20 protein-coding genes are annotated in these 21,335 nt (G+C 68.6%); 8 read left to right on the top strand and 12 right to left on the bottom strand.

What is annotated here, in order from left to right:
• Positions 1-11: 11 nt before the first annotated feature.
• From GR303_RS21470 to petA, 6 genes are all read right to left on the bottom strand, one after another.
• Complete coding sequence (locus tag GR303_RS21470; RefSeq protein WP_161725895.1) at positions 12-695, bottom strand: GNAT family N-acetyltransferase; 684 nt, start codon at positions 693-695, stop codon at positions 12-14.
• 40 nt (positions 696-735) lie between these two features.
• Positions 736-1,611: an S-methyl-5'-thioadenosine phosphorylase gene (locus GR303_RS21465; protein WP_161747605.1), complete on the bottom strand. Its 876-nt coding sequence runs from the start codon at positions 1,609-1,611 to the stop codon at positions 736-738.
• A 63-nt stretch (positions 1,612-1,674) separates the two neighbouring features.
• Positions 1,675-2,289: a 2'-5' RNA ligase family protein gene (locus GR303_RS21460; protein WP_161725892.1), complete on the bottom strand. Its 615-nt coding sequence runs from the start codon at positions 2,287-2,289 to the stop codon at positions 1,675-1,677.
• A gap of 1,258 nt (positions 2,290-3,547) precedes the next feature.
• Entirely contained in the window at positions 3,548-4,432 is an 885-nt protein-coding gene (locus GR303_RS21455; RefSeq protein WP_161725891.1) for a cytochrome c1, read from the bottom strand.
• Positions 4,433-4,455: 23 nt separating this feature from the next.
• A complete protein-coding gene (locus GR303_RS21450) occupies positions 4,456-5,736 on the bottom strand; it encodes a cytochrome b (RefSeq protein WP_161725889.1) in 1,281 nt (426 codons plus the stop codon).
• 25 nt (positions 5,737-5,761) lie between these two features.
• Positions 5,762-6,325 (bottom strand): ubiquinol-cytochrome c reductase iron-sulfur subunit, encoded by a 564-nt coding sequence (petA, locus tag GR303_RS21445; protein WP_201752180.1) that lies wholly within the window; start codon positions 6,323-6,325, stop codon positions 5,762-5,764.
• A 255-nt stretch (positions 6,326-6,580) separates the two neighbouring features.
• Here petA and GR303_RS21440 point away from each other — a divergent pair, with 255 nt between their 5' ends.
• Both GR303_RS21440 and hemF read left to right on the top strand, forming a co-directional pair.
• Positions 6,581-7,060: a tRNA (cytidine(34)-2'-O)-methyltransferase gene (locus GR303_RS21440; protein ID WP_161725886.1), complete on the top strand. Its 480-nt coding sequence runs from the start codon at positions 6,581-6,583 to the stop codon at positions 7,058-7,060.
• Positions 7,061-7,207: 147 nt separating this feature from the next.
• Positions 7,208-8,104 (top strand): oxygen-dependent coproporphyrinogen oxidase, encoded by an 897-nt coding sequence (gene hemF, locus GR303_RS21435; RefSeq protein WP_161725885.1) that lies wholly within the window; start codon positions 7,208-7,210, stop codon positions 8,102-8,104.
• A gap of 67 nt (positions 8,105-8,171) precedes the next feature.
• Here hemF and GR303_RS21430 read toward each other — a convergent pair whose 3' ends face one another.
• From GR303_RS21430 to GR303_RS21415, 4 genes are read right to left on the bottom strand one after another with little or no spacing between them, the layout of a single operon-like run.
• Positions 8,172-9,419, bottom strand: coding sequence for a tRNA nucleotidyltransferase/poly(A) polymerase family protein (locus tag GR303_RS21430; protein ID WP_161725883.1), 1,248 nt, complete (start codon positions 9,417-9,419; stop codon positions 8,172-8,174).
• Complete coding sequence (locus GR303_RS21425; RefSeq protein WP_161725882.1) at positions 9,416-9,673, bottom strand: DUF6111 family protein; 258 nt, start codon at positions 9,671-9,673, stop codon at positions 9,416-9,418. Before GR303_RS21425 ends, GR303_RS21430 begins: the two co-directional genes overlap by 4 nt.
• Complete coding sequence (locus GR303_RS21420) at positions 9,670-10,308, bottom strand: CoA pyrophosphatase (RefSeq protein WP_161725881.1); 639 nt, start codon at positions 10,306-10,308, stop codon at positions 9,670-9,672. The genes GR303_RS21425 and GR303_RS21420 overlap by 4 nt, the downstream gene beginning before the upstream one ends.
• Positions 10,308-10,907: a DUF1285 domain-containing protein gene (locus tag GR303_RS21415; protein ID WP_161725880.1), complete on the bottom strand. Its 600-nt coding sequence runs from the start codon at positions 10,905-10,907 to the stop codon at positions 10,308-10,310. Before GR303_RS21415 ends, GR303_RS21420 begins: the two co-directional genes overlap by 1 nt.
• 201 nt (positions 10,908-11,108) lie before the next feature.
• Between GR303_RS21415 and GR303_RS21410 the strand changes: the two genes are divergently transcribed.
• The 4 genes from GR303_RS21410 (at position 11,109) to GR303_RS21395 (ending at position 18,137) form a co-directional block, all read left to right on the top strand.
• A complete protein-coding gene (locus tag GR303_RS21410; protein WP_161725879.1) occupies positions 11,109-12,125 on the top strand; it encodes an AAA family ATPase in 1,017 nt (338 codons plus the stop codon).
• Between the two features lie 10 nt (positions 12,126-12,135).
• On the top strand, positions 12,136-13,062 hold the full coding sequence (locus GR303_RS21405; protein ID WP_161725878.1) for a DUF58 domain-containing protein: 927 nt from the start codon (positions 12,136-12,138) through the stop codon (positions 13,060-13,062).
• Between the two features lie 3 nt (positions 13,063-13,065).
• Positions 13,066-15,873 carry a DUF4159 domain-containing protein gene (locus tag GR303_RS21400; RefSeq protein ID WP_161725877.1) on the top strand — a complete coding sequence of 936 codons (2,808 nt, stop codon included), beginning with the start codon at positions 13,066-13,068 and terminating at the stop codon, positions 15,871-15,873.
• A 191-nt stretch (positions 15,874-16,064) separates the two neighbouring features.
• Positions 16,065-18,137 (top strand): hypothetical protein, encoded by a 2,073-nt coding sequence (locus tag GR303_RS21395; protein ID WP_161725876.1) that lies wholly within the window; start codon positions 16,065-16,067, stop codon positions 18,135-18,137.
• Here the strand turns inward: GR303_RS21395 and GR303_RS21390 are convergent, their stop codons facing one another.
• On the bottom strand, positions 18,138-18,647 hold the full coding sequence (locus GR303_RS21390; protein ID WP_161725875.1) for a GNAT family N-acetyltransferase: 510 nt from the start codon (positions 18,645-18,647) through the stop codon (positions 18,138-18,140).
• Positions 18,648-18,804: 157 nt separating this feature from the next.
• Complete coding sequence (locus tag GR303_RS21385; RefSeq protein WP_161725874.1) at positions 18,805-19,287, bottom strand: NUDIX domain-containing protein; 483 nt, start codon at positions 19,285-19,287, stop codon at positions 18,805-18,807.
• Positions 19,288-19,715: 428 nt separating this feature from the next.
• Between GR303_RS21385 and GR303_RS21380 the strand changes: the two genes are divergently transcribed.
• Positions 19,716-20,627: a metallophosphoesterase family protein gene (locus GR303_RS21380; protein ID WP_161725873.1), complete on the top strand. Its 912-nt coding sequence runs from the start codon at positions 19,716-19,718 to the stop codon at positions 20,625-20,627.
• Between the two features lie 282 nt (positions 20,628-20,909).
• Positions 20,910-21,335, top strand: a 426-nt coding sequence (locus GR303_RS25245; protein WP_161747604.1) for a DUF4142 domain-containing protein, incomplete at its 3' end; no start/stop codon positions are given.

Raw genomic sequence — 21,335 nt, 5'->3', positions numbered from 1 at the left:
TGGACGTCAGATCACACAGCGAGCGGTAGAAGCGCTGCCGATGTATAGTGGGAATGCAGATTCCAGCCGAGGGCTGAATACAAGCCGAAGCCATCCTGTGTGGCAACAAGAATTCCTGTCGTGACGCCTGTGCTAGCTGCCTCGCGCTCCAGGGTTCGCATGACAACCGTAGCCAAACCTCGCCTGCGATGCTCGGGCGCCGTCACGATCTGATCGGCAATGCCATAGCGCCCATTGAAAGCCATCTGACCTTTTGCAGCAAGATTGCCGTCCTCCGTCAGAATCTCAACGAAAGCTACGGCTGCTCGTCGGCGAATGGAAATGACATAGCTTGAAGGAACTCTGGATCTGGCATCTTGGCTGCCAGCTTCGAGAGACACCGTCATTACGTAACACGGCTCTTGCAATGTCCAATGATCTGGCAGCAAAGGCTTCACGCTCGCCGCTGTCGCACAGATTTTGATGAAAGCTCCCGGTTCGCTCTCCCTCTCAATGACGGCCTGAAGAGCAAGGGCATCCAGCCTTGGAAAGACATAGCGAACTCGCTGCTGAGGTTGTCCGACGTCGACGCGCAGCCCCCCAGGAATCGGAATGGGCGGAGGCGCCTCACGGGATGAGGCCCATCCCCTGACCCAGGCGTCAATAATAGCCGGATCGGCTGCGAGTTCGTCGGCCTCTTGGCTCATGGCATTCATGCTTGCGCCTCAGTTCGGTCCTCGGACAAGGTCAAACAGCCTAGCCTCTCAGCACCCGCCCCGCCACAGCGTCCAGCTTCTTCAGGAGTTCCGGGTCCCGCGCCGAAGGGGCCGTCATGATGGCGCCGTCCAGCGCCCGGTCGGAGCCTGCGGGGCACGGCTCGTGCTCGGCCGGGAAGTCGCGGGCGACGCGGGCCACGAGGCGGGCGACCCTGGCGGCGTTCTGCTGCGCCACGGCGACGACGGAGGCCACATCCACGTTGTCGTGCTCCGGGTGCCAGCAATCGTAGTCGGTCACCATGGCGATGGTGGCATAGGTGATCTCGGCCTCGCGGGCGAGCTTGGCCTCGGGCATGGCCGTCATGCCGATCACGTCGTAGCCGAGCTGCTTGTATGTGATGGACTCGGCGTAAGTTGAGAATTGCGGCCCCTCGATGCACACCAGCGTGCCCCCCAGCGCGAAGGGAATATCCTCGGCCACCGCCGCGTCGGCGATGCGCTGGCGCAGCAGGGGGCCGACCGGATGGGCCATGGGCACATGCGCCACGCAGCCCCGGCCGAAGAAGGAGTTTTCGCGCTTGTGGGTGCGGTCCACATACTGGTCCACCAGCACGAAGAAGCCCGGATAATACTCGTCCTTGAACGAGCCGACGGCGGAGACGGAGATCAGGTCGGTGACGCCGGCACGCTTCATCACGTCGATATTGGCGCGGTAGTTGATGTCGGAGGGCGACAGGCGATGGCCGCGCCCGTGGCGGGGCAGGAAGGCGATCGTCGTCGCGCCGATGCGCCCGATGCGCAGCACGTCCGACGGCTCGCCCCAGGGGGATGCGATGGGCTCCTCGCGCATGTCCTCGAGCCCCGGCAGGTCATAGACCCCCGACCCGCCGATAATGCCTAGCACCGCCTTCGTCATTCCATCCTCGCCTGTTTCGGGGCCGAGCCCTGTCATAGCCGAGGAAGGGCACCGCCCCAAGCCTCAGCTCCGGATCAGCGGGAACGCGGCGATCTCGTCGGTCGCGAGGCAGGGAAAGAGCGTCTCGCGAACGAGCCTGATCTGCCCCACAGGGGCCGCGATCGAGACCGGCAGGCTCTCGATGCGCTCGACCACGTCGTCCGGAATCGACGCCTTCGTCCGGTAGCGCGCCAGGGTCGAATGGATCAGGTCGTACATGATCGGCTTCTGGCCCGGCGGCGGGGGAATGTCGCGCAGGATCCTCTTCCGGATGGCCTCGATCAGGCCGGTCTCCTCGGTGGCGGTCGCGATGATGGCCGTGTCGGTGACCTTGAGGCGGGAGAAGCGCAGTTCCAGGGTCCGATGCCCGGCGCAGAGATCCTCGAGCAGGCCGCGGCTCTGCCGGGCGATGCTCCGCCAATAGGCCTCCTTGTCGAAGCCGCCCTTCACGGTCACCAGCGGATAGATGGTGACGTGCAGCCCATGCCGGGGACCGACATGCAGGGGGCTCGGCCAGAGTTCGGCGAAGGCCCGCTGCACCCTCTCAAGGGCGGCGCGGGTCTCGGGCTCGAGGCTCGGCTGGACGTGATAGGCGAGGCAGGGCAGGCCCCAGTGATCGTCGGCGATTGTCTGCAGCATGGGTACCGGGATAGAGCCAGCCCGGCACCGTGTCACTAGCGTGGTGTGCATCACGAGGGGCCGCGCCAGGGAAAAGCGGATGCCTCCCTGCGGACGGCGCGCGGGGCGGTCCGCCGTCATGGACGGAACGACGCGCCGTCATCCCGGGGCTGCGCAGCAGAACTCGGGATCGTCGAACGAGAGTGGCGCAACGCGATCTCTCCTCCCCCACAAGCCTCGGGCTTGGCCGAGACTTGTCTTTGGTCTGCCCGATCAAGCGCACGACAGCCCTCCTCCCCCTTGTGGGGAGGAGTTGGAGGTGGGGGTGTGAGCGATCACCTCAGAAGGTGAGGCGCCCCTTCACCTCTCCCTGAGGGAGAGGTCGGACCGTCAGGTCCGGGTGAGGGGTGACAGCCCTCTCCGGCACCCGCTCTCCCCCTCACCCTCGCGTTCGCTCGACCTCTCCCCGCCGGGGAGAGGTGATCGGAGCCACGATCTTGAAAGGGTAGCGCCGGCACCCCCACCCTGACCCTCCCCACAGGGGGGAGGGAAAGAGCGCCTCATGGGTCATGCGATCCCGGATCGGCTCACGCCGTCCGGGATGACGCAGGTGGTGAGTCTTTCAAAGATCCAGCACCTTCGGGCCCGCAGCGTGAGCTGCGAGCCGTCAGGGTTGCTCGAGGGTGGCGCTTGGGGCAGCCCGGCTCGATGGGGGATGGTGGTGAGTGTGAGAGCCAAGCTGCTCGTCACGCGCGGTTCTTTTCAGGCGGACCTGGAACAAGCCAGGATCGGCCTCCCGCGACCACAGGTGTGCGAGACCTGCGGCGGGACCGCGCCCCGTCCCGCATCTGCGACGCCTCGCGAGCGCGCCCCTCACCGGACGAGGATGAACCATGATATAGCCCAGCTTGCAGCCGAAGTCAAGAACAAAGTGAGAACATTGCACAGGCCCTCACCTGCCCGCACCCGCACCTTGCCCTCTCCCCGCAGCGGGAGAGGGTGGCCTGCACAGCAGGCCGGGAGAGGGGCCGTGCTCACCCAGTGCTCCCCCTCCCCCGCATTCATGTCGGATTTTTCCGACGTGAGCACGAGGAACGTCCGGATCGGGAACACCCGATCTGGATGGGGGAGGGCTTATCCTGTGCCCTCTCCTGCACCCGATCCCGGATCGGCTGCGCCGTCCGGGATGACGCCGAGGCTCTCGCGGACGGCGGATCGGCTGTCCGGAAGAACGGGCAGAAAAGAAAAAGGCCCCGGAGCGGGGCCTTGATCCTGAGCTTTATGGATTGTGCGTCATCGGGGGCGTGGCGTGGCCGTCGACCTCGCCGCCCACCCGGGCCCAGATCTTCTTCTTGGTGAAGTAGAGCAGGCCCGCGAGCACGATCAGGAACAGCATGACCTGGAAGCCGAGGCGCTTGCGGGCTTCCAGATGCGGCTCCGCCGTCCAGGTGAGGAAGGCCGTCACGTCGCGGGCGTATTGGTCGACCGTCTCCGGAGCCTGAGGCTGGCCGGCCTCGTTCTTCGGGTACTCGACCTGGCCGTCGCTGAGCGGCTTCGGCATCGCGATCACGTGGCCCGGATAGTACTTGTTGTAGTGGCCGCCCTGGGGCACCGTGAAGCCCGCCGGGGCCTCCTCGTAGCCGTTGAGCAGGGCGACGAGATAATCCGCGCCGTTCTCCGAATACTGCCGGAACACGTCGGTGATGAACCAGGGGAAGCCGCGCTCGTAGGTCCGGGCCTTGGCCATCAGGGACAGGTCCGGCGGAGCCTTGCCGCCATTGGCGGCCGCAGCCGCGTTCTCGTTCGGGAACGGAGCCGGGAAGCGGTCGGCCGGGCGGCCGGGACGCTCGAACATGTCGCCGGCCTCGTTCGGGCCGTCCTGGATCTTGTACTCCGCCGCCAGGGCCTTGACCTGCGCCTCGGAGAATTCCGGGCCGCCCGGCTCGGCGAGGTTGCGGAACGCGACATAGGTCAGGCCGTGGCAGGAGGCGCAGACCTCCCGGTAGACCTTGAAGCCGCGCTGGAGCTGGGCCCGGTCGAAGGTGCCGAACGGCCCCTGGAAGCTCCACTTGAGCTGCGGCGGGACCGGGGTCTCGCCGGCGGCGAAGGCCGGAGCGGAGAGGCCGAGGGCAGCCGCGGCGATGAGAAGGGTACGCTTCATCATGATGTTTTCCTCAACGCTCGCGATCAGCCCTTGGACTGCGGCTCGGCATTGGCGCCGGCCGGCATGCCCGCCCCGCCCTTCTGCACGCCCATGACGGATTCGAGGATCGAATTCGGCAGCGGCAGCGGACGCTCGACGAAGCCGAGCACCGGCAGGACGATCAGGAAGTGGGCGAAGTAGTACACCGTGCAGATCTGCGAGGCGATCACGTACCACCCTTCGGCCGGGCGGGAGCCGAGCCAGCCGAGCAGCACGCAGACGGCCACGAACACCCAGAAGAACTGCTTGTAGAGCGGGCGATAGGCGGTGGAGCGGACCTTCGAGGTATCGAGCCAGGGCATGAAAACCCAGATCAGGATGGCCGAGAACATCGCGATGACGCCGCCGAGCTTGTCGGGGATGGCGCGCAGGATCGCGTAGAAGGGCAGGAAGTACCATTCCGGCACGATGTGTGCGGGCGTCACGGCGGGGTTCGCCGGGATGTAGTTGTCCGCGTGGCCGAGATAGTTCGGGATGTAGAACACCCAGTAGGCGAAGAAGATCATGAACACGACGACGGCGAAGATGTCCTTGATCGTCGCGTAGGGCGTGAAGGGAACCGCGTCCTTGCCCGACTTGATCGGGATGCCGGTCGGGTTGTTCTGGCCCGGCACGTGCAGCGCCCAGATGTGCAGGATCACGACGCCCGCGATCATGAAGGGCAGCAGGTAGTGCAGGGAGAAGAAGCGGTTGAGGGTCGGGTTGCCCACCGAGTAGCCGCCCCAGAGGTAGTGAACGATGGTCTCGCCCACGACCGGGATCGCCGAGAACAGGTTGGTGATCACGGTGGCGCCCCAGAAGCTCATCTGGCCCCAGGGAAGCACGTAGCCCATGAAGGCGGTGGCCATCATGAGGATGAAGATGATCACGCCGAGGATGTAGAGAACCTCGCGCGGCGCCTTGTAGGAGCCGTAGTAGAAGTTCCGGAAGATGTGGATGTAGACGGCGATGAAGAACATCGACGCGCCGTTGGCGTGCAGGTAGCGGATGAGCCAGCCGTAGTTCACGTCGCGCATGATGTGCTCGACGGACTGGAAGGCCATCGCCGCGTTCGGCGTGTAGTACATGGCCAGGAACACGCCGGTCACGATCTGCGACACGAGCATGAAGACCAGGATGGCGCCGAAGGTCCAGAAATACGTCAGGTTCCGCGGCACCGGGAACGCGACGAAGGACGAGTGGACGAGGCCCGCGATCGGCAGGCGGCTCTCGAACCACCGACCGAAGGCGCTCTTGGGAACGTAGGTTGTGGAATGCTGGCTCATGGATGTCGCCTGATCGTCGCTTGGGTTACGCCGTGGCTTCTTGGCCGATGATGAGCTTCGTGTCGGACACGAAAGAGTAAGGCGGGATCGGCAGATTGATCGGCGCCGGGCCGCCGCGGACGCGGCCGGAGGTGTCGAAGACCGAGCCGTGGCAGGGGCAGAACCAGCCGTTGTACTCGCCCGCGTTGCCGAGCGGCACGCAGCCCAGATGGGTGCAGTTGCCGTAGACGACGAGCCATTGATCCTTGCCGTTCTTCACGCGCTCGGAATCGGCCTGGGGGTCGCGCAGGGAGGCGACGTTCACGTCCTGGGCCGCCTTGATCTCCTGGGCCGAGCGATGGCGGATGAAGATCAGGTTGCCGCGCCAGAAGATTTTTACGATCTGCCCTTCGGCGATCGGGGTCAGGTCGACCTCGACCGGGGCACCCGCAGCCTTCGTCGCCGCATCGGGCGCCAGGGACTGGATGAAGGGCCATACCAGGGTAGCCCCGCCGACGGCGGCGGCGGCGCCCGTGGCGATGTAGAGGAAATCGCGCCGTGTCGGCTCAGCGACATGAGTGGTGGTCTCGGCCACTTGGCTCTCCAGCATTGGTCAAAAACGAGAACCGCGCATCGGCAATGCCTTGGTAACCCGGGCATTCGGCTCACGCGTTCCGATATGGAACACGACAACGCGCGCGCAATGCGACTGGGAGTCGCCGCGCGGTGGCTCTTTGGCACGGTCAAGCCCGGCTGTCCATAGGCGGATTGGAGTTGTTCCAGCCTGTGCCTCAAAATGCCGCCGAGCGGGCCGCCGCCAGGGCGCTCCCTTGACGGCGAGGCGCGTTGCCACGATGACGAACCCATGCCCCGTCTTGCCATCTTCCAGCCGGACATCCCGCAGAACACCGGCACCATGCTGCGCCTCGCGGCCTGCCTCGGCGTCCCGGTCGAGATCATCGAGCCCGCGGCCTTCGACGTCTCCGACCGCAACCTCCGCCGCTCGGGCATGGACTACATCCGCCACGTGTCCGTCACCCGGCATATCTCCTGGCGGGCCTTCGAGGAATGGCGGCGCGCGAGCGGAGCGCGGCTCGTCCTGGCGACGACCAAGGGGGCAACGCCCTATGTCGGTTTCTCCTATCGGCCCGACGACATCATCCTGGTGGGCCGGGAATCCGCCGGCGTGCCGGACGAGGTCCACGCGGCGGCGGACGCCCGCATCGTGGTTCCCATGCAGCCGGGCCTGCGCTCGCTCAACGTCGCCGTGACCGCCGCCATGATCCTGGGCGAAGCCCTGCGGCAGACCCATGCGTTTCCCCAGCCGGATCCGATTAACCCGTGAAAGTCAAACACCAACCTCATCCTGAGGAGCCGCGCAGCGGCGTCTCGAAGGAGGGTCCAGTGCTCTCTGGACCCTCCTTCGAGACGGATTGCTGACGCAATCCTCCTCAGGATGAGGTCTTCACATGATCTGAAAGACAGTGCTGCCATGACCGACCAAACCGCCGTCGCGCGCCTGCAGACAGAAGCCCCGATCTGGTTCGCCCTGCTGCGCGACCGCATCTGCGCCGCCTTCGAGGCGCTGGAGGACGAGACGACGGCCCCCCTCCCCCCGGAAGCCACGGAACCCGGCCGCTTCGAGCGCACCCCCTGGGAGCGCAGGGACCACAGCGGCGCGCCCGGCGGCGGGGGCGTGATGTCGATGATGCGCGGCCGCGTGTTCGAGAAGGTGGGCGTGCATGTGTCGACGGTGCACGGGGAGTTCGCGCCCGAGTTCCGCGGCCAGATTCCCGGCTCCGACCAGGACCCGCGATTCTGGGCCGGCGGCATCTCGCTCATTGCCCATCCCTGGAACCCGAACGTGCCGACCGTCCACATGAACACCCGCTTCGTGGTGACCACGAAGCCCTGGTTCGGCGGCGGGGCGGACCTCACCCCCGTCCTCGACCGGCGCCGCACGCAGGAGGACCCGGACACGATCCTGTTCCATCAGGCCATGGAGGAGGCCTGCCGCGCCCATGCGCCGGAGGGCTCCTACGAGACGTACAGGAAATGGTGCGACGAGTACTTCTTCCTCAAGCACCGCAACGAGCCCCGCGGCATCGGCGGCATCTTCTACGACTACCACTGGACCGGGAACCCGGACGAGGATTTCGCCTTCACCCGCAACGTGGGCGAGGCCTTCCTGAAGGTCTATCCCGAGATCGTGCGCCGCAACGTCACCACCCCGTGGACGGAGGCGGACCGGATCGAGCAGCAGGTGCGGCGCGGGCGCTATGTGGAGTTCAACCTGCTCTACGACCGAGGCACGATCTTCGGCCTGAAGACCGGCGGCAACATCGCCTCGATCCTCTCCTCCATGCCGCCCACGGTGCGGTGGCCGTAAAGAAAGCCGTCATCCCAATGCCGGATCGGCTCGCGGCGTCCGGAAGGGGATCGAAGAGACCAAAGTCTCAGGATTGATCGAGCACGCGCTTGAGCAGCGCCCTGGAATAGGCCTCGTCCGTGCGGCAGCCTTCCGCGAGCCAGACCTGCCGGCCGCGGGCGAGCAGCTCGCCCACCTTCGGGCCCTTCGGGACGCCGCCCGCGACCAGGTCGGCCCCGCGCAGGGGAAACACCGGCACGGGTTCGGCGCCGCTGCGGAACCGCGCGAGAGCCTCCCGCGCCTCCTCCTTCACGACGGGCGCGGGTTCTCCGGCCGTTGCGGCGAGGACGACGCCGAGGATCTCGGGCTCGTGGTCCGCCACCAGGCGGCGGATGGCTGCGGCATCGAGAGGCGGGGCCCAGGCCTTCAGCAGGGCCAGGAGCCTTGCATAGGCGGAAAGCCTCCTGTGCTCGTCGTTGGAGAGCCGGAGATGCTCGCGCAGGCGCTCCGCATCCTCCTCCACCAGGACGGCGAGAGCCGCCAGGCGCCAGATCGCGGCCGGGTCGCCCCGGACGGATCCGGCGACGCGGGCGAAGCGCCCGAACTCGGCGACGCCCCCGAGCAGGCCGGTGAGGAAGCCGTGCCCGGCCAGGATCCGGATGGTCTCCTCGGCCCGCCGGGCGACGAGAAGCTTCAGGAGCTCATGCCGGATCCGCTCCTTCGAGAGGATCGCAAGCCCCTGCCGCTCGGCTCCCGAGGCGGCGAGCCCCTCCGGATCGGGCTCCCCTTGCGCATATTCCGCATGGAAGCGGAAGAAGCGCATGATGCGCAGGTAATCCTCGCGGATGCGGGTGCGCGCCTCGCCGATGAAGCGCACGCGCCGGGCCGCGAGGTCGGCGACCCCGCCGGTATAGTCGTGGAGCCTCCCGTCGAGGCCGAGGGAGAGCGCGTTGATGGTGAAGTCGCGCCGCCTCGCATCGCGCACGAAATCGCGCCCGAAATGCACCACCGCATGCCGCCCGTCCGTCTCCACATCCTCGCGCAGGGTCGTGATCTCGAAGGCCTCGCCCTCGACGATCACCGTGATCGTGCCGTGCTCGATGCCGGTGGGCACCGCCTTGAAGCCGGCCCGTGCGGCGCGCTCGACGATGGCGTCGGGCAGCATGGTGGTGGCGCAGTCGATCTCCGTGACCGGGCGTCCGAGCAGGGCGTTGCGCACCGCGCCGCCCACGATGCGCGTCTCCTCCCCCTCGCCGTCGAACGCGTCCAGGAGGCGGCGCAGCGGCGGGCGCTCGAGGAGGCCCGCGAGCGCGTTCCGGTCGAGAGCGTCCGTCACTCGAAATGCCCCCGGATGACCCGTCCGTTCTCCACCCGCGACGGCACGTAGGCGCCTGTCTCGCGCTCGTCCAGGAAGCCCGTCGCGACCAGGGAGATCACGACGAAGCCCAGGCCCGCGATGGTGAGCCAGAGGGACTGGTCGCTCCAGTGCGACCACAGCAGGGGATTGCGGCGACGGATGACGAGATAGACGCCGAACAGGACGAAGGGCAGGAAGAACAGCACCAGTCCCTGAACAACTGCCCGCGTCATGAACCGTAGAGCCTCTCGTAAAGGTTGCGGATGATGCCCGCCGTGACGCCCCAGATGTAGCGCCCCTGGTAGGGCATTGCATAGTAGCGGCGGACCCGTCCCTTCCACTCGCGGGAATGGAGCTCGTGGCGCGCGGGGTCCATGAGGAAACTCACGGGAACCTCGAAGGTGTCGGCCACTTCGTCGTGGTTGACGTTGAGCGTGTAGGACGGCGGGATCCGCGCCACCACCGGCATCACGAGATAGTTCGTGCCGGACAGATAGGCGTCGAGATAGCCGAGCGGGCTGATGAAGCGGCTGTCGAGGCCGATCTCCTCCATCGCCTCCCGGCAGGCGGCATCCAGAACCGATGCGTCCGTCGGGTCGACCCGCCCGCCCGGAAAGGCGATCTGCCCCGAATGCTGGCGCAGGTGCGCGGCGCGCTCGGTCAGCAGCAGCATGGGCTCCTCGCGCATCACGACGGGCACCAGGACCGCGGCAGGCTTCGGCGCGAGCGGATGGACGAGGGGCACGTTGTCGAGGCTGTGGTCGCCCCGCGGGTTGGCGAGAGCCTCCTCGGGATGCGGCGGCTCCCGCCGCAGCCGCTCGGCGGCCAGCGTCAGGAAGTCCGGCGCGTCATGGGGAGCAAGGCGCATCAGCACGCGCCCAGCTCGGAGACGGGGGCGATGGGAAAGAAGACTCCGCCGGCCGCCACCCCGAAGACGGGCCCGTCTTCGGTGCTGCGTTCCTCGCCCAGGGCGATCAGGTCGAGGGCGAGGCTGCGCGTCACGCGCGCCCACAGTTCGCCCCGGACCTTCACATAGGGCTTGACGCCGCCGCTCGCGTCCCGCTCGAAGCGCAGGGGACGATCCGGCCCCACCGGCACGAGATCGTCCACATTGGTGCGGAACGCGATCTGACGCCCCTCCCCTTCGCCCTCCACAGCCATTTCGACCGCGACGAAGGGCGCATCCTCCACGACGATCCCGACCCGCTCGACGGGCGTGACCAGCACATAGCGCTCGGGATCCTTGCGCAGCACCGTCGAAAACAGCTTCACGAGGGCGGGCCGGTTGATGGGCGTGCCCATGTAGTGCCACGTCCCGTCGGCCGCGATCCGCATGTCGATCTCGCCGCAATAGGCCGGGTTCCAGCGCTCGACGGGGGGCAGGCCCTTCCGGTTCGCTTCGGCGCCGAGGGCCTCTGCCAGGCGGGCGAGGGCGCTGGCCGTGGGTGGAGGGGAGGAATCGGTCATGACGCAAGCGTGAACACAAATTTCGCTTTTCGGGATCGACGAACGGCCATCGATGGTTACTTCCTAGAGCATAGAGTCCCCGGCTGTCTCGTCCACTCCACCTGGGTTCGGCGCTGCGGCGCATCGACCCTTGCCACTCGACCCGGAACAAAGGCAGACTAGCTGAAGGGGGCAATTGCCTATGAGAGGGAGCACGACCTCATGACGGCCAGCATTGCTCAAGCGCCCACCGCCTTGGACGACGCGATCATCCGCAGCGCGGAGGCAACGCTTGAGACTGTCGGGCGGGCCCGGGAGGCCATCCACAGCGTCATCTTCGGCCAGGAGAACGTTGTCGACCTGACCCTCATCACCCTTCTCGCAGGCGGCCACGGCCTGCTCGTCGGCGTTCCGGGGCTTGCCAAGACCAAGCTCGTGGACACGCTCGGCACCGTGCTCGGGCTCGATGCCCGCCGCATCCAGTTCACCCCGGACCTGATGCCCTCCGACATCCTCGGCTCCGAGATCCTCGACGAGGGCGCGGACCGGCGCCGCTCCTTCCGCTTCGTGAAAGGCCCCGTCTTCGCGCAGCTCCTGATGGCCGACGAGATCAACCGCGCGAGCCCCCGCACCCAGTCCGCCCTGCTGCAGGCCATGCAGGAGCACCACGTTTCCGTGGGCGGCGAGCGCCACGACCTGCCCCAGCCCTTCCACGTCCTGGCGACGCAGAACCCGGTCGAGCAGGAGGGCACCTATCCCCTTCCCGAAGCCCAGCTCGACCGCTTCCTCCTGGAGATCGACGTGGGCTACCCGAGCCGCGAGGCCGAGCGCCGCATCCTGATCGAAACCACCGGCGCGGACGAGCACAGGCCCTCGGCCGTGATGGACGCGGAGGCGCTCATGAATGCGCAGCGCCTCGTGCGCCGCCTGCCCGTGGGCGAGAGCGTGGTCGAGGCGATCCTCGACCTCGTCCGCTCGGCCCGACCGGAGGGCGACCCGGTGGAGGGCGTGACCGACAGGATCCTCTGGGGCCCCGGCCCACGCGCCAGCCAGGCGCTCATGCTGGCCGTGCGCGCCCGTGCCCTCATCGAGGGCCGCGTGGCCCCCTCGATGGCCGACGTGGTGGCGCTTGCGGAGCCCGTTCTCAAGCACCGCATGGCGCTGACCTTCTCCGCCCGCGCGGATGGAGAGACCATCGGCGGCATCATCGGCCGGCTCACCGCACGGCTGGCAGGCTAGGATCGTCACCATGGCCCGTGTCCGGGTCCTTCCCGAAAGCGACCGCTCGCCGGGTCGCCGCGAGACGGAAAGCGCCCTCTCCCTCGCCGACCGGATGCCGCGCCTCGTGCTGGAAGCCCGGCGCGTGGCCGCCAACCTCGCCCACGGCATTCACGGCCGCCGCCGCGCCGGCACCGGCGAGACCTTCTGGCAGTTCCGCCCCTTCGTCACCGGCGAGGCGGCGCAGCGCATCGACTGGCGCCGCTCCGGGCGCGACGACCGTCTCTACGTGCGCGAGCGCGAATGGGAGACGGCGCAGACGGTCTGGTTCTGGATCGACCGCTCCGCCTCCATGGGCTACGTCTCCGATCTGGCGCAGGCCTCCAAGATCGAGCGCGCCGTCGTGCTCGGCCTGGCCCTCGCGGACTGCTTCGTCGATGGCGGCGAGCGCGTCGGCATGCTGGGGCTCATGCCTCCCCGCGCGACCCGGCGCATCGCCGAGACCATGGCCCAGACCCTGGTGGCGGACCGCGCCTCCCTGGAGGAGGACCTGCCGCCGCAGGCGCCCATCGCGGCCCAGCACGAGGCGGTTCTGATCAGCGACTTCCTCTCGCCCCTGCGGGAGATCACCACCATGGTGGAGGGCATCTCCTCCCGCGGCGCGCGCGGGCATCTCGTGATGATCGTCGATCCGGTCGAGGAGACCTTCCCGTTCCAGGGGCAGGCCGTGCTGCACGACCTCGAGGACGGCGTTTCGCTCAGGATCGGCGATGCCTCCTCCTGGGGACGGGCCTACCGCGCGCGCATCGACCAGCACCGGTCGGAGATCCAGGACCTGGCCCGCCGCCGGGGCTGGACGCTGACCATCCACCGCACGGACCGGCCGGCGAGCGAGGCAGCCCTTCGCATCATGACGCTCGTGTCGACGGCCCGGGGCACCGCGATGGGAGGGCGATAGGCGATGCTGGGACTGCCGCTCACCTTCACCGTTCCGCTCGTCCTCACCGCGCTCGCCGCCCTGCCGGCGATCTGGCTGCTCCTGCGCATCACGCCGCCGCAGCCCAAGCGCGTGGACTTCCCGCCCCTCAAGATCCTGGCCGACCTGCGCCCGGAGCAGGAGACGCCCGCCCGCACGCCCTGGTGGCTCCTGCTCATGCGGCTCCTGCTGGCGGCCTTCCTCATCCTGGCGGCCGCCGGCCCGATCTGGAATCCGCTGGCGGAGGAGAACAGCCGCTCCCCGCTCCTGATCGTGCTCGACAACGGGCTTGCCGCGGCGCACGACTGGCGCGAGCGCATGAACCTGGCCTCGGAGCGCATCGAGGCCGCCGGGCGCGACGGACGCACCGTCGCCCTCGTCGCGACGGCGGAGGCGCCTGCGGCCATCGAACCCGCAAGCCCCGCCGCGGCGCTCGAGCGCCTGCGCTCCCTGAAACCCCTGCCCCACCTGCAGAACCGGCAGGCCCATCTCGACTCCATGAGGCGTTTCCTGGAATCGACGCCCGATGCCAACGTCGTCTGGATCAGCGACGGGGTCGCCGGCGTTGACGGGCAGGGCTTCATCGACGGATTGGCGCAGATGGCGGACGGGCAGCGGATCACCGTTCTCAAGGCTGAGCGCGCTCAGGCCCTTGCCGTTGCCGGCGCGGAGAACGCGAGCGGCCAGCTCAATGTCAGGCTCGTGCGCCCCGAGCCGAACGGGCGCGATTCCGGCACCGTGCGCGTCCTCGACCTGAAGAGCCTGCCGCTGGCCGACATGCGCTTCTCCTTCGAGGCCAATGCCACGGAGACCACGGTCGCCTTCGATCTGCCCACCGAGATCCGCAACGCCATCGCCCGGGTCGAGATCCTCGGCGAGGGCTCGGCCGGCGCGGTCCATCTCCTCGACGAGCGGGGCAAGCGCCGCCGCGTGGGCCTCGTCTTCGGCGGCACGTCCGATCAGGCGCAGCCGCTCCTCTCGCCGCTCTACTACATCGAGCGGGCGCTTGCGCCCTATTCGGAGATCCGCACGGGCCGCGGCGGCGTGGCCGACGCGGTGAGCCAGCTCATCGACGAGCAGGTCTCCGTCCTGGTGCTCGCCGATGTGGGCGGCCTCGACCGGGAGACGCTCGGCAAGGTCACCGCCTTCGTCGAGAACGGCGGCATGCTGCTGCGCTTTGCGGGGTCGCGCCTGGCCGCGGGCAACGACGAGCTGGTGCCGGTGCGCCTGCGCCGCGGCGGCCGCAGCCTGGGCGGCACGCTCTCCTGGGACACCCCTAAAACCTTCGCCCCCTTCACCCGCGAAAGCCCGTTCTTCGGTCTCGCCATCCCGGAGGAGATCGGCATCCGCCGCCAGATCCTCGCGGAGCCGGACGGCGATCTGCCGGCCAAGACCTGGGCGGCGCTGGCCGACGGCACGCCCATCGTCACAGCCGACAAGCGGGGGGACGGCATGATCGTGCTCTTCCACGTGACCGCGGACACCACCTGGTCGAACCTGCCCCTGTCGGGCCTGTTCGTGGAGATGCTGCGCCGGACCACGGCCCTGGCCGGCGCGCCGGGCGACGCGAATGCGGAGGCGCGCAACGCGGAGAACGAAACCGTGGCTCCCCGCCTCACCCTCGACGGCTACGGCACCTACATCTCCCCGCCGGCGAACGCCCGCGCGGTGGCGCGCACCTATGCGGAGCGCGCCACCGGCGAGCACCCGCCGGGCTTCTACGGCCCCGTGGATTCGAGCCTTGCCGTGAATGCCCTTCTCGCGGGCGACCGGCTCGTGCCGCTGAACTACACGCCGCTCAACGCCCGGATCGCTCCCCTGGCCGGAGCCCAGACCATCGACCTGCGCATGCCGCTCTTCATGCTCGCCCTGCTTCTGCTCGTCGCCGACACCCTCGCCTCGCTCTGGCTCGGCGGCCATCTGTCGAACCTCACCGGCCGCCTGCGGCGCGCAGGCGCTGCGGCCGCCCTCGCCCTGACCGGGGCGCTGATGCTGAACCCCGCATCCGATGCGAGCGCGCAGGAACGCCGGCCCTCCCCCATGACGATGGAGAGCTCGAGCCCCGCCCTCGTGACGCGGCTTGCCTATGTCATCACGGGGGACCAGCAGGTCGACGACACGAGCAGAGCCGGCCTGACCGGCCTCACCCAGGTGCTGAGCCAGCGCACGGCGCTCTCGCCGGGCGAGCCCATCGGGATCGATCCGGCACGGGACGAGATCGCGTTCTATCCCCTGATCTACTGGCCCATCGTCGCATCGCGGCCCATGCCCTCGGAAGCCGCGATCCGGCGCATCGACGCCTTCATGAAGGGCGGCGGCACGGTGATCTTCGACACCCGCGACGCCTTCGGCAACCGTCCCGGCGGAGCGCCCACGGCGGAGGGCCAGTACCTGCGCCGGATGCTGGCGAGCCTCGACATTCCCGAGCTCGAGCCCATTCCCCCGGACCACGTCCTCACCAAGACCTTCTACATCCTCGACTCGTTCCCCGGCCGCTACGCCACGGGGCAGACCTGGGTGGAGGCTCTGCCGCCCCAGGCGGAGGGCGAGGAAAGCCGCCCGGCGCGGTCCGGCGACGGGGTTTCGCCGATCATCATCACCTCCAACGACCTCGCGGCCGCCTGGGCCGTGGGGCCGCGGGGCGAGTGGCTCTTCCCGGTCGTCGGCACCGACCAGCGCCAGCGGGAATTCTCCTATCGCAGCGGGGTCAACATCGTCATGTACGCGCTGACAGGCAACTACAAGGCCGATCAGGTGCACGTGCCGGCCCTGCTCGAACGGCTCGGGCAATAGGGCATGAGCATTTTCGAGCAAAAGCGGATTCCGGCGGCTCAGGCCGGCGTCAAGTACGTCGTTCCCGGCCGGAGCGAAGCGGAGGGGAAGAAAATCCATGGCGCCGAGCGTGCAAGTGGATCCCTTTCCCTCGCTCCGCTCGCCGCGGATGACACGGCCGGCTCGACCCGAGCCACGACCAGGAGAACGATTTGCTTTCCGTCAGCTTCTCCCCACTGATCCCAACCTACGGCCTCTGGGCCCTCGGCGCGGTCGTCGCCCTGCTGGCGATCCTGGCGCTCCTTTCGCGAGGTCCCGTCGCGATCCTCCGCGCCGTCGCCCTCGGGCTGGTGCTGCTGGCGCTCGCCAACCCGGCCCTCGTGCAGGAGGACCGGGAGAAGGTGAAGGACATCGTGGCGGTGGTGATCGACCGCTCCACGTCGCAATCTCTCGGCGACCGCTCGCCCATGACCGATCAGGTGCGCGCCGAGCTGGAGCGCCGGTTCGGCTCGCTCGCGGATGTGGATCCCCGCTTCATCGAGGCCGACGACGGCAACGGCGATGACGGCACGCGCCTGTTCTCGGCGCTCTCCAACGGCCTCGCCGACGTGCCGCCGGACCGGCTGGCGGGCGTGATCTTCGTCACCGACGGCGTGGTCCACGACATCCCCTCCTCCGTGGAGGGCCTCGGCTTCCGCGCGCCCCTGCACGCCCTCATCACCGGGCGCCCGGACGAGCGCGACCGGCAGATCAAGCTCCTGGAGGCGCCCCGCTTCGGCATCGTCGGCAAGGACCAGACCGTCCGTGCCCAGGTGATGGAGCGCGGCGGCACCGGAACGGCCCTGGTGACCGTGCGCCGGGACGGACAGGTGCTCGCCCGCCAGCAGGTGCGCGCCGACACGCCCTTCTCGCTCCAGGTCCGCATCGAGCACGGCGGCACCAACGTGGTGGAACTCGAGGTCGAGGGGCTTCCCAACGAGCTGACCCAGGCGAACAACCGGGCCGTCGTTCCCATCGAGGGCATCCGCGAGAAGCTGCGCGTGCTGCTGGTCTCGGGCGAGCCCCATGCGGGCGAGCGCACCTGGCGCAACCTGCTGAAGTCGGACGCCAACGTGGACCTCGTCCACTTCACCATTCTCCGCCCGCCGGAGAAGCAGGACGGCACCCCGATCAACGAACTCTCGCTGATCGCCTTCCCCACCCGCGAGCTGTTCCAGCAGAAGATCAAGGAATTCGACCTGATCATCTTCGACCGCTACGCGAACCAGAGCATCCTGCCGTCGAGCTATTTCGAGAACATCGTGCGCTACGTGCGCGAGGGCGGCGCGATCCTCGTGGCGGCAGGCCCCGAATTCGCGAGCTACGGCAGCCTGGCGCAGACGCGCCTCGCCCCGGTCATCCCGGGCCAGCCCAACGGCAGCATCGTGGAGCAACCCTACAAGGCCGAGATCACCGAGACCGGCGAGCGCCATCCCGTGACCCGCGATCTGCCCGGATCGGAGCAGTCCCCTCCCGCCTGGGGCGAATGGCTGCGCATCATCGGCTCGCAGGTGCAGACGGGCTCGACCCTCATGTCGGGCGCCAACGACCTGCCCCTCCTCGTGCTGCGCCGGGAGGACAAGGGTCGCGTGGCCCTGCTGCTCTCCGACCACGCCTGGCTCTGGGCGCGCGGCTACCAGAACGGCGGCCCCCATCTCGACCTGCTGCGCCGCCTGGCCCACTGGCTGATGAAGGAGCCGGCGCTGGAAGAGGAGGCGCTGCGGGCGAGCGCGCTGGGGCGGGACATCCGCATCGAGCGCCAGACCATGGCCGACGCGGCGGATCCGGTGACCCTCGTTTCTCCCAGCGGCGCGCAGAGCAGCGTCGCCCTCACCGAGTCGCGCCCCGGCCTGTTCTCCGCGCAGGTGGCGAGCCGCGAGCTCGGGCTGCACACGGTGCGCTCGGGCGACCTCATCGCCTTCGTGAGCATCGGGCCGGCCAACCCGCGCGAGCTGATGGACGTGTTCAGCAACACGGAAGCCCTCGAACCCATCGCCGAGGCGACGGGCGGCTCCGTGCGGCGGGTGGCCATGGCGGGCGACCAGAGCATCGCGGTGCCGCGCATCCTCGCGGTTCATTCGGGCACCCGCTTTTCCGGCGGGGACTGGATCGGGATCAGGCCCAGCGACAGCGCCATCGTGCGCGGCGTCTCGGTCTTCCCGATGGCGCTCGGCTTCCTCGGGCTCGTTCTCCTGATCGGCTCGACGCTCGCCGCCTGGCTGATTGAGGGACGCCGCCGGGCGTAGTCACGCAACCGGCGGGAGCGGGCTGACGAGCCCCCTGGCACGGGCGAGCGCCCCCTCGGCCAGCTCCAGCGCCAGGAAGCGCGCGGGATTGACCGGCCCGGGAAGCTGCAGCTGCTGGGGCGGAATGCGCTGGAAGCCGAAGCGGCTGTAATAGGGCTCGTCGCCCACGAGCAGCACCAGGGTGTGCCCCTTGCCCTTGGCGGCCTCCAGGGAGCGGCGCATGAGGGCGCCGCCGATGCCGCGGCTCTCGAAGGCCGGCTCCACCGTGAGAGGGCCGAGCATCAGAGCAGGCTCGTCGCCGGCCCGCACGGGCGTCATGCGCACGGAACCCACGAGCAGCGTGCCGACCATGGCGGTAAACGACAGATCGAGCAGATGGGGTGCCCCCTCGCGCAGGCGCGATGCGGTGCGGGCGAAGCGGCCGGGGCCGAAGGCGCGCTCGTGCAGGCGCTCGATGGCCTCTGAATCGATGGGCTGCTCGGTACGGATCTGGAGCGAGAGCTCGGTCATGAACGGACCCTGGACATAGGACGAGACAGGCAGGAAGGCGGCTGGACGGGGTCAGCCGTGTCGTCGTCGCAGAATCCGGGTGGCGGTCATGAGGCTCGGCGTTTCCTTACTTTCCTTCAGGCCATAGCAGCGTCGACCCCGGGGCGCAAACCCTCTCTCACCAGGTGGCGGAGAGGGGCTGTCCCTCGAGGATCTCGTCCAGGCGTCGGCGGGTGGCCGGCGTGGTCCCCTCCGGCAACCGGTCGAGGGGGAAGAATCCCGCCTCTGCGATCTCCCGGTCAGGCCGCTTCTCCGCCAGCACCGTGAAGCGGCGGATGACATAGACCAGCACGTGATCGCGCGGGGAGGCACGCCGGTTGAAGAACACCCCGAGCAGCGCCGGAGGCTCGTCCATCGCGATGCAGGCCTCCTCGCGCAGCTCCCGGTCGAGGGCCTCCAGAGCCGTCTCCCCCGTCTCCACGCCTCCGCCCGGCAGATGCCAGCCGGGCACATAGGTATGGCGGATGAGGAAGACCCGGTTCTGCCCGTCGAGCACGGCGCCCCTCACCCCGAGGGTCATGCCCCGTGCAAAGCGCCAGTAGGTGTGCAGCGCCCGCGAGACGAGGCGCGCGGCTGGACGAGGCTGGGGGAGGTCGGACATCGGCTCATGCCATCACAACAAGATTACCGGAGGATGAATGTAGTCATTCATCAAATGCATGGCTGCCGCATCATATTGGCGCGTGACCCGCTTTAGACGAAGGTCTAAGACAGGACCAACCAAAGGTGTTCCAATGTTTCTCGCTTTCATCCTGTCCCGCCTGAACCGCTCGGCCCGCTTCTCCTGGTCGCCGGCCCTCAACCTCGAGGACCGCTCGGTCTACTCGACCCTGATCCCGGGCACCCAGTACTGAGCCGCGGTTTCGCCTCGTCTGCCCTCGGCAGGCCGAGGGCAAGCGGCCGCGATACGGCCTTGTGATGAGCGCGAGGCGCAATCATGCGCTTCGCGACGGTATCTTCACCCCGAGCGCTTGACGCAGACGGCCCCGCGCGCGAACTCTCCTCTCCGTTCGCACCCAGCCGGCCGCCATGTTCCGCATCGCTCATCTGACCGACCCCCATGTGGGCCCCCTGCCCCGGCCGCGCCTCAAGCAGCTGCTCAGCAAGCGCCTGACCGGCTGGTACAACTGGCACCGCAGCCGGCAGGACCTCCACGACATGGAGCTGCTGGCCGAACTCGTGGCCGACATGCATGCCCAGGGGCCGGACCACATCACCTGCACGGGCGACACCTGCAACATCGGCCTGCCCGAGGAATGGAAGACCTCCCGGGTGTTCCTCAAGGGCCTGGGCGACCCCTCCCGCGTCACCTTCGTGCCGGGCAACCACGACGCCTATGTCCGCGGCTCCCTCGAAGGCCTCCTGAAGGAGGTCGCCCCCTGGACGCGCGGGGATGACGGGCGCGAGGCGGTCTTCCCGTATCTGCGCCGCTACGGGCCCATCGCCATCGTCGGGCTGTCCTCGGCGATCCCGACGCTCCCCTTCGTCGCCACCGGCCGGGTCGGATCCAAGCAGACGAAGGCCGCCGAGGCCATGCTGGACCAGCTCGGGCGGGAGCCCGGCTGCTTCCGGATCGTGCTCATCCACCACCCGCCGCATGTGGGCGGCGCGGAGCCGGGCCGCCACCTCACGGACGCGCCCCGCTTCGAGGCCATGCTCGGCCGGGTCGGCGCGGAACTCGTGCTGCACGGGCACAACCATGTGGGTTCGCTCGCCCATCTCGACGGACCGCGGGGCCCGATCCCGATCGTCGGCGCCCCCTCCGCCTCGGCCCGCGGCGGAACGCTCACCCACACGGCCGGCTACCATCTCTTCACGATCGACCAGGACCGGACGGGTTTCCTGCTGACCGCGGAGCGGCGCGGCCTGAGGCCCGACGGCAGCGTCGGCGGCTTAGGCATGCTCTCCCTCGCGCGCATCCGGCAGGTGCAGAAGACCTGAGCGGCACGGCCGCCCGGCCGCATCGGTCATTCCGACGTCAAGCTTGGCCTCAGCCAGAAATCGCAAGCATTCGCGAGCATCGGGACCATCGTTCTACTATCGCCTCGTGAGTAATGGCCAAGCTCGATACAGGAATTCCGGAGTTTATGCGGCACAATGACTGCCTTTTCTGGAACCGCCCAGATCGCTCCTCGTTGAAGGGGTGCAGCAGCCACCCATGACGTTGCAAGCCTGTTGAGCTTCGCACGGTGTTCTGCGACCCGCACAGACAGGAGTTCACTCATGAAGAAGTATGTTGCCCTTGCGGCCTTGTTTGCATCCGTTTCGGCCGCCCCGGCCTCTGCCCAGATGGTCATGGACAGCCAGACCTATCGCATGAGGGCGGCTCAATCGGATGCTTTCGAGATCGCCTCGAGCCAGCTCGCGCTGGAGCGCTCCCGCAACCCGGTCGTCCGCCGCTATGCGCAGCAGATGATCCAGGATCACTCCATGACCAGCCAGGCCCTCAACGGCGGCCGTCCGGTCTACAGCGCTTCCGGTGAGTTCATCGGCGGCTCGCTGAGCGGCACGCTCGCCGGCGCAGGCATCGGCGCCCTGATCGGCGGGCCGGTGGGTGCGGCCGTCGGCGCGGGCATCGGCGCCAGTGCGGGTGCGACGGCCGGCGCGGCTGCGAGCGGCTCCCCGGGCGCGGCGGGCGGCACGGCGACC

It is taken from the genome of Microvirga arsenatis (assembly GCF_009910705.1).
GTDB lineage: Bacteria > Pseudomonadota > Alphaproteobacteria > Rhizobiales > Beijerinckiaceae > Microvirga > Microvirga arsenatis.
The sequence above is the reverse complement of the archived record's forward strand: the minus strand, read 5'-3'. Positions and strand labels throughout refer to the sequence as shown.

Coding starts and splice junctions, on each gene's coding strand:
- GR303_RS21470 (WP_161725895.1), bottom strand. CDS start 695: ATGAATGCCATGAGCCAAGAGGCCGACGAACTCGCAGCCGATCCGGCT.
- petA (WP_201752180.1), bottom strand. CDS start 6,325: ATGCTGGAGAGCCAAGTGGCCGAGACCACCACTCATGTCGCTGAGCCG.
- GR303_RS21385 (WP_161725874.1), bottom strand. CDS start 19,287: ATGTCCGACCTCCCCCAGCCTCGTCCAGCCGCGCGCCTCGTCTCGCGG.
- GR303_RS21440 (WP_161725886.1), top strand. CDS start 6,581: ATGCCCCGTCTTGCCATCTTCCAGCCGGACATCCCGCAGAACACCGGC.
- GR303_RS21400 (WP_161725877.1), top strand. CDS start 13,066: ATGCTGGGACTGCCGCTCACCTTCACCGTTCCGCTCGTCCTCACCGCG.
- GR303_RS21465 (WP_161747605.1), bottom strand. CDS start 1,611: ATGACGAAGGCGGTGCTAGGCATTATCGGCGGGTCGGGGGTCTATGAC.
- GR303_RS21380 (WP_161725873.1), top strand. CDS start 19,716: ATGTTCCGCATCGCTCATCTGACCGACCCCCATGTGGGCCCCCTGCCC.
- GR303_RS21390 (WP_161725875.1), bottom strand. CDS start 18,647: ATGACCGAGCTCTCGCTCCAGATCCGTACCGAGCAGCCCATCGATTCA.
- GR303_RS21460 (WP_161725892.1), bottom strand. CDS start 2,289: ATGCTGCAGACAATCGCCGACGATCACTGGGGCCTGCCCTGCCTCGCC.
- hemF (WP_161725885.1), top strand. CDS start 7,208: ATGACCGACCAAACCGCCGTCGCGCGCCTGCAGACAGAAGCCCCGATC.
- GR303_RS21425 (WP_161725882.1), bottom strand. CDS start 9,673: ATGACGCGGGCAGTTGTTCAGGGACTGGTGCTGTTCTTCCTGCCCTTC.
- GR303_RS21420 (WP_161725881.1), bottom strand. CDS start 10,308: ATGCGCCTTGCTCCCCATGACGCGCCGGACTTCCTGACGCTGGCCGCC.
- GR303_RS21415 (WP_161725880.1), bottom strand. CDS start 10,907: ATGACCGATTCCTCCCCTCCACCCACGGCCAGCGCCCTCGCCCGCCTG.
- GR303_RS21410 (WP_161725879.1), top strand. CDS start 11,109: ATGACGGCCAGCATTGCTCAAGCGCCCACCGCCTTGGACGACGCGATC.
- GR303_RS21455 (WP_161725891.1), bottom strand. CDS start 4,432: ATGATGAAGCGTACCCTTCTCATCGCCGCGGCTGCCCTCGGCCTCTCC.
- GR303_RS21405 (WP_161725878.1), top strand. CDS start 12,136: ATGGCCCGTGTCCGGGTCCTTCCCGAAAGCGACCGCTCGCCGGGTCGC.
- GR303_RS21450 (WP_161725889.1), bottom strand. CDS start 5,736: ATGAGCCAGCATTCCACAACCTACGTTCCCAAGAGCGCCTTCGGTCGG.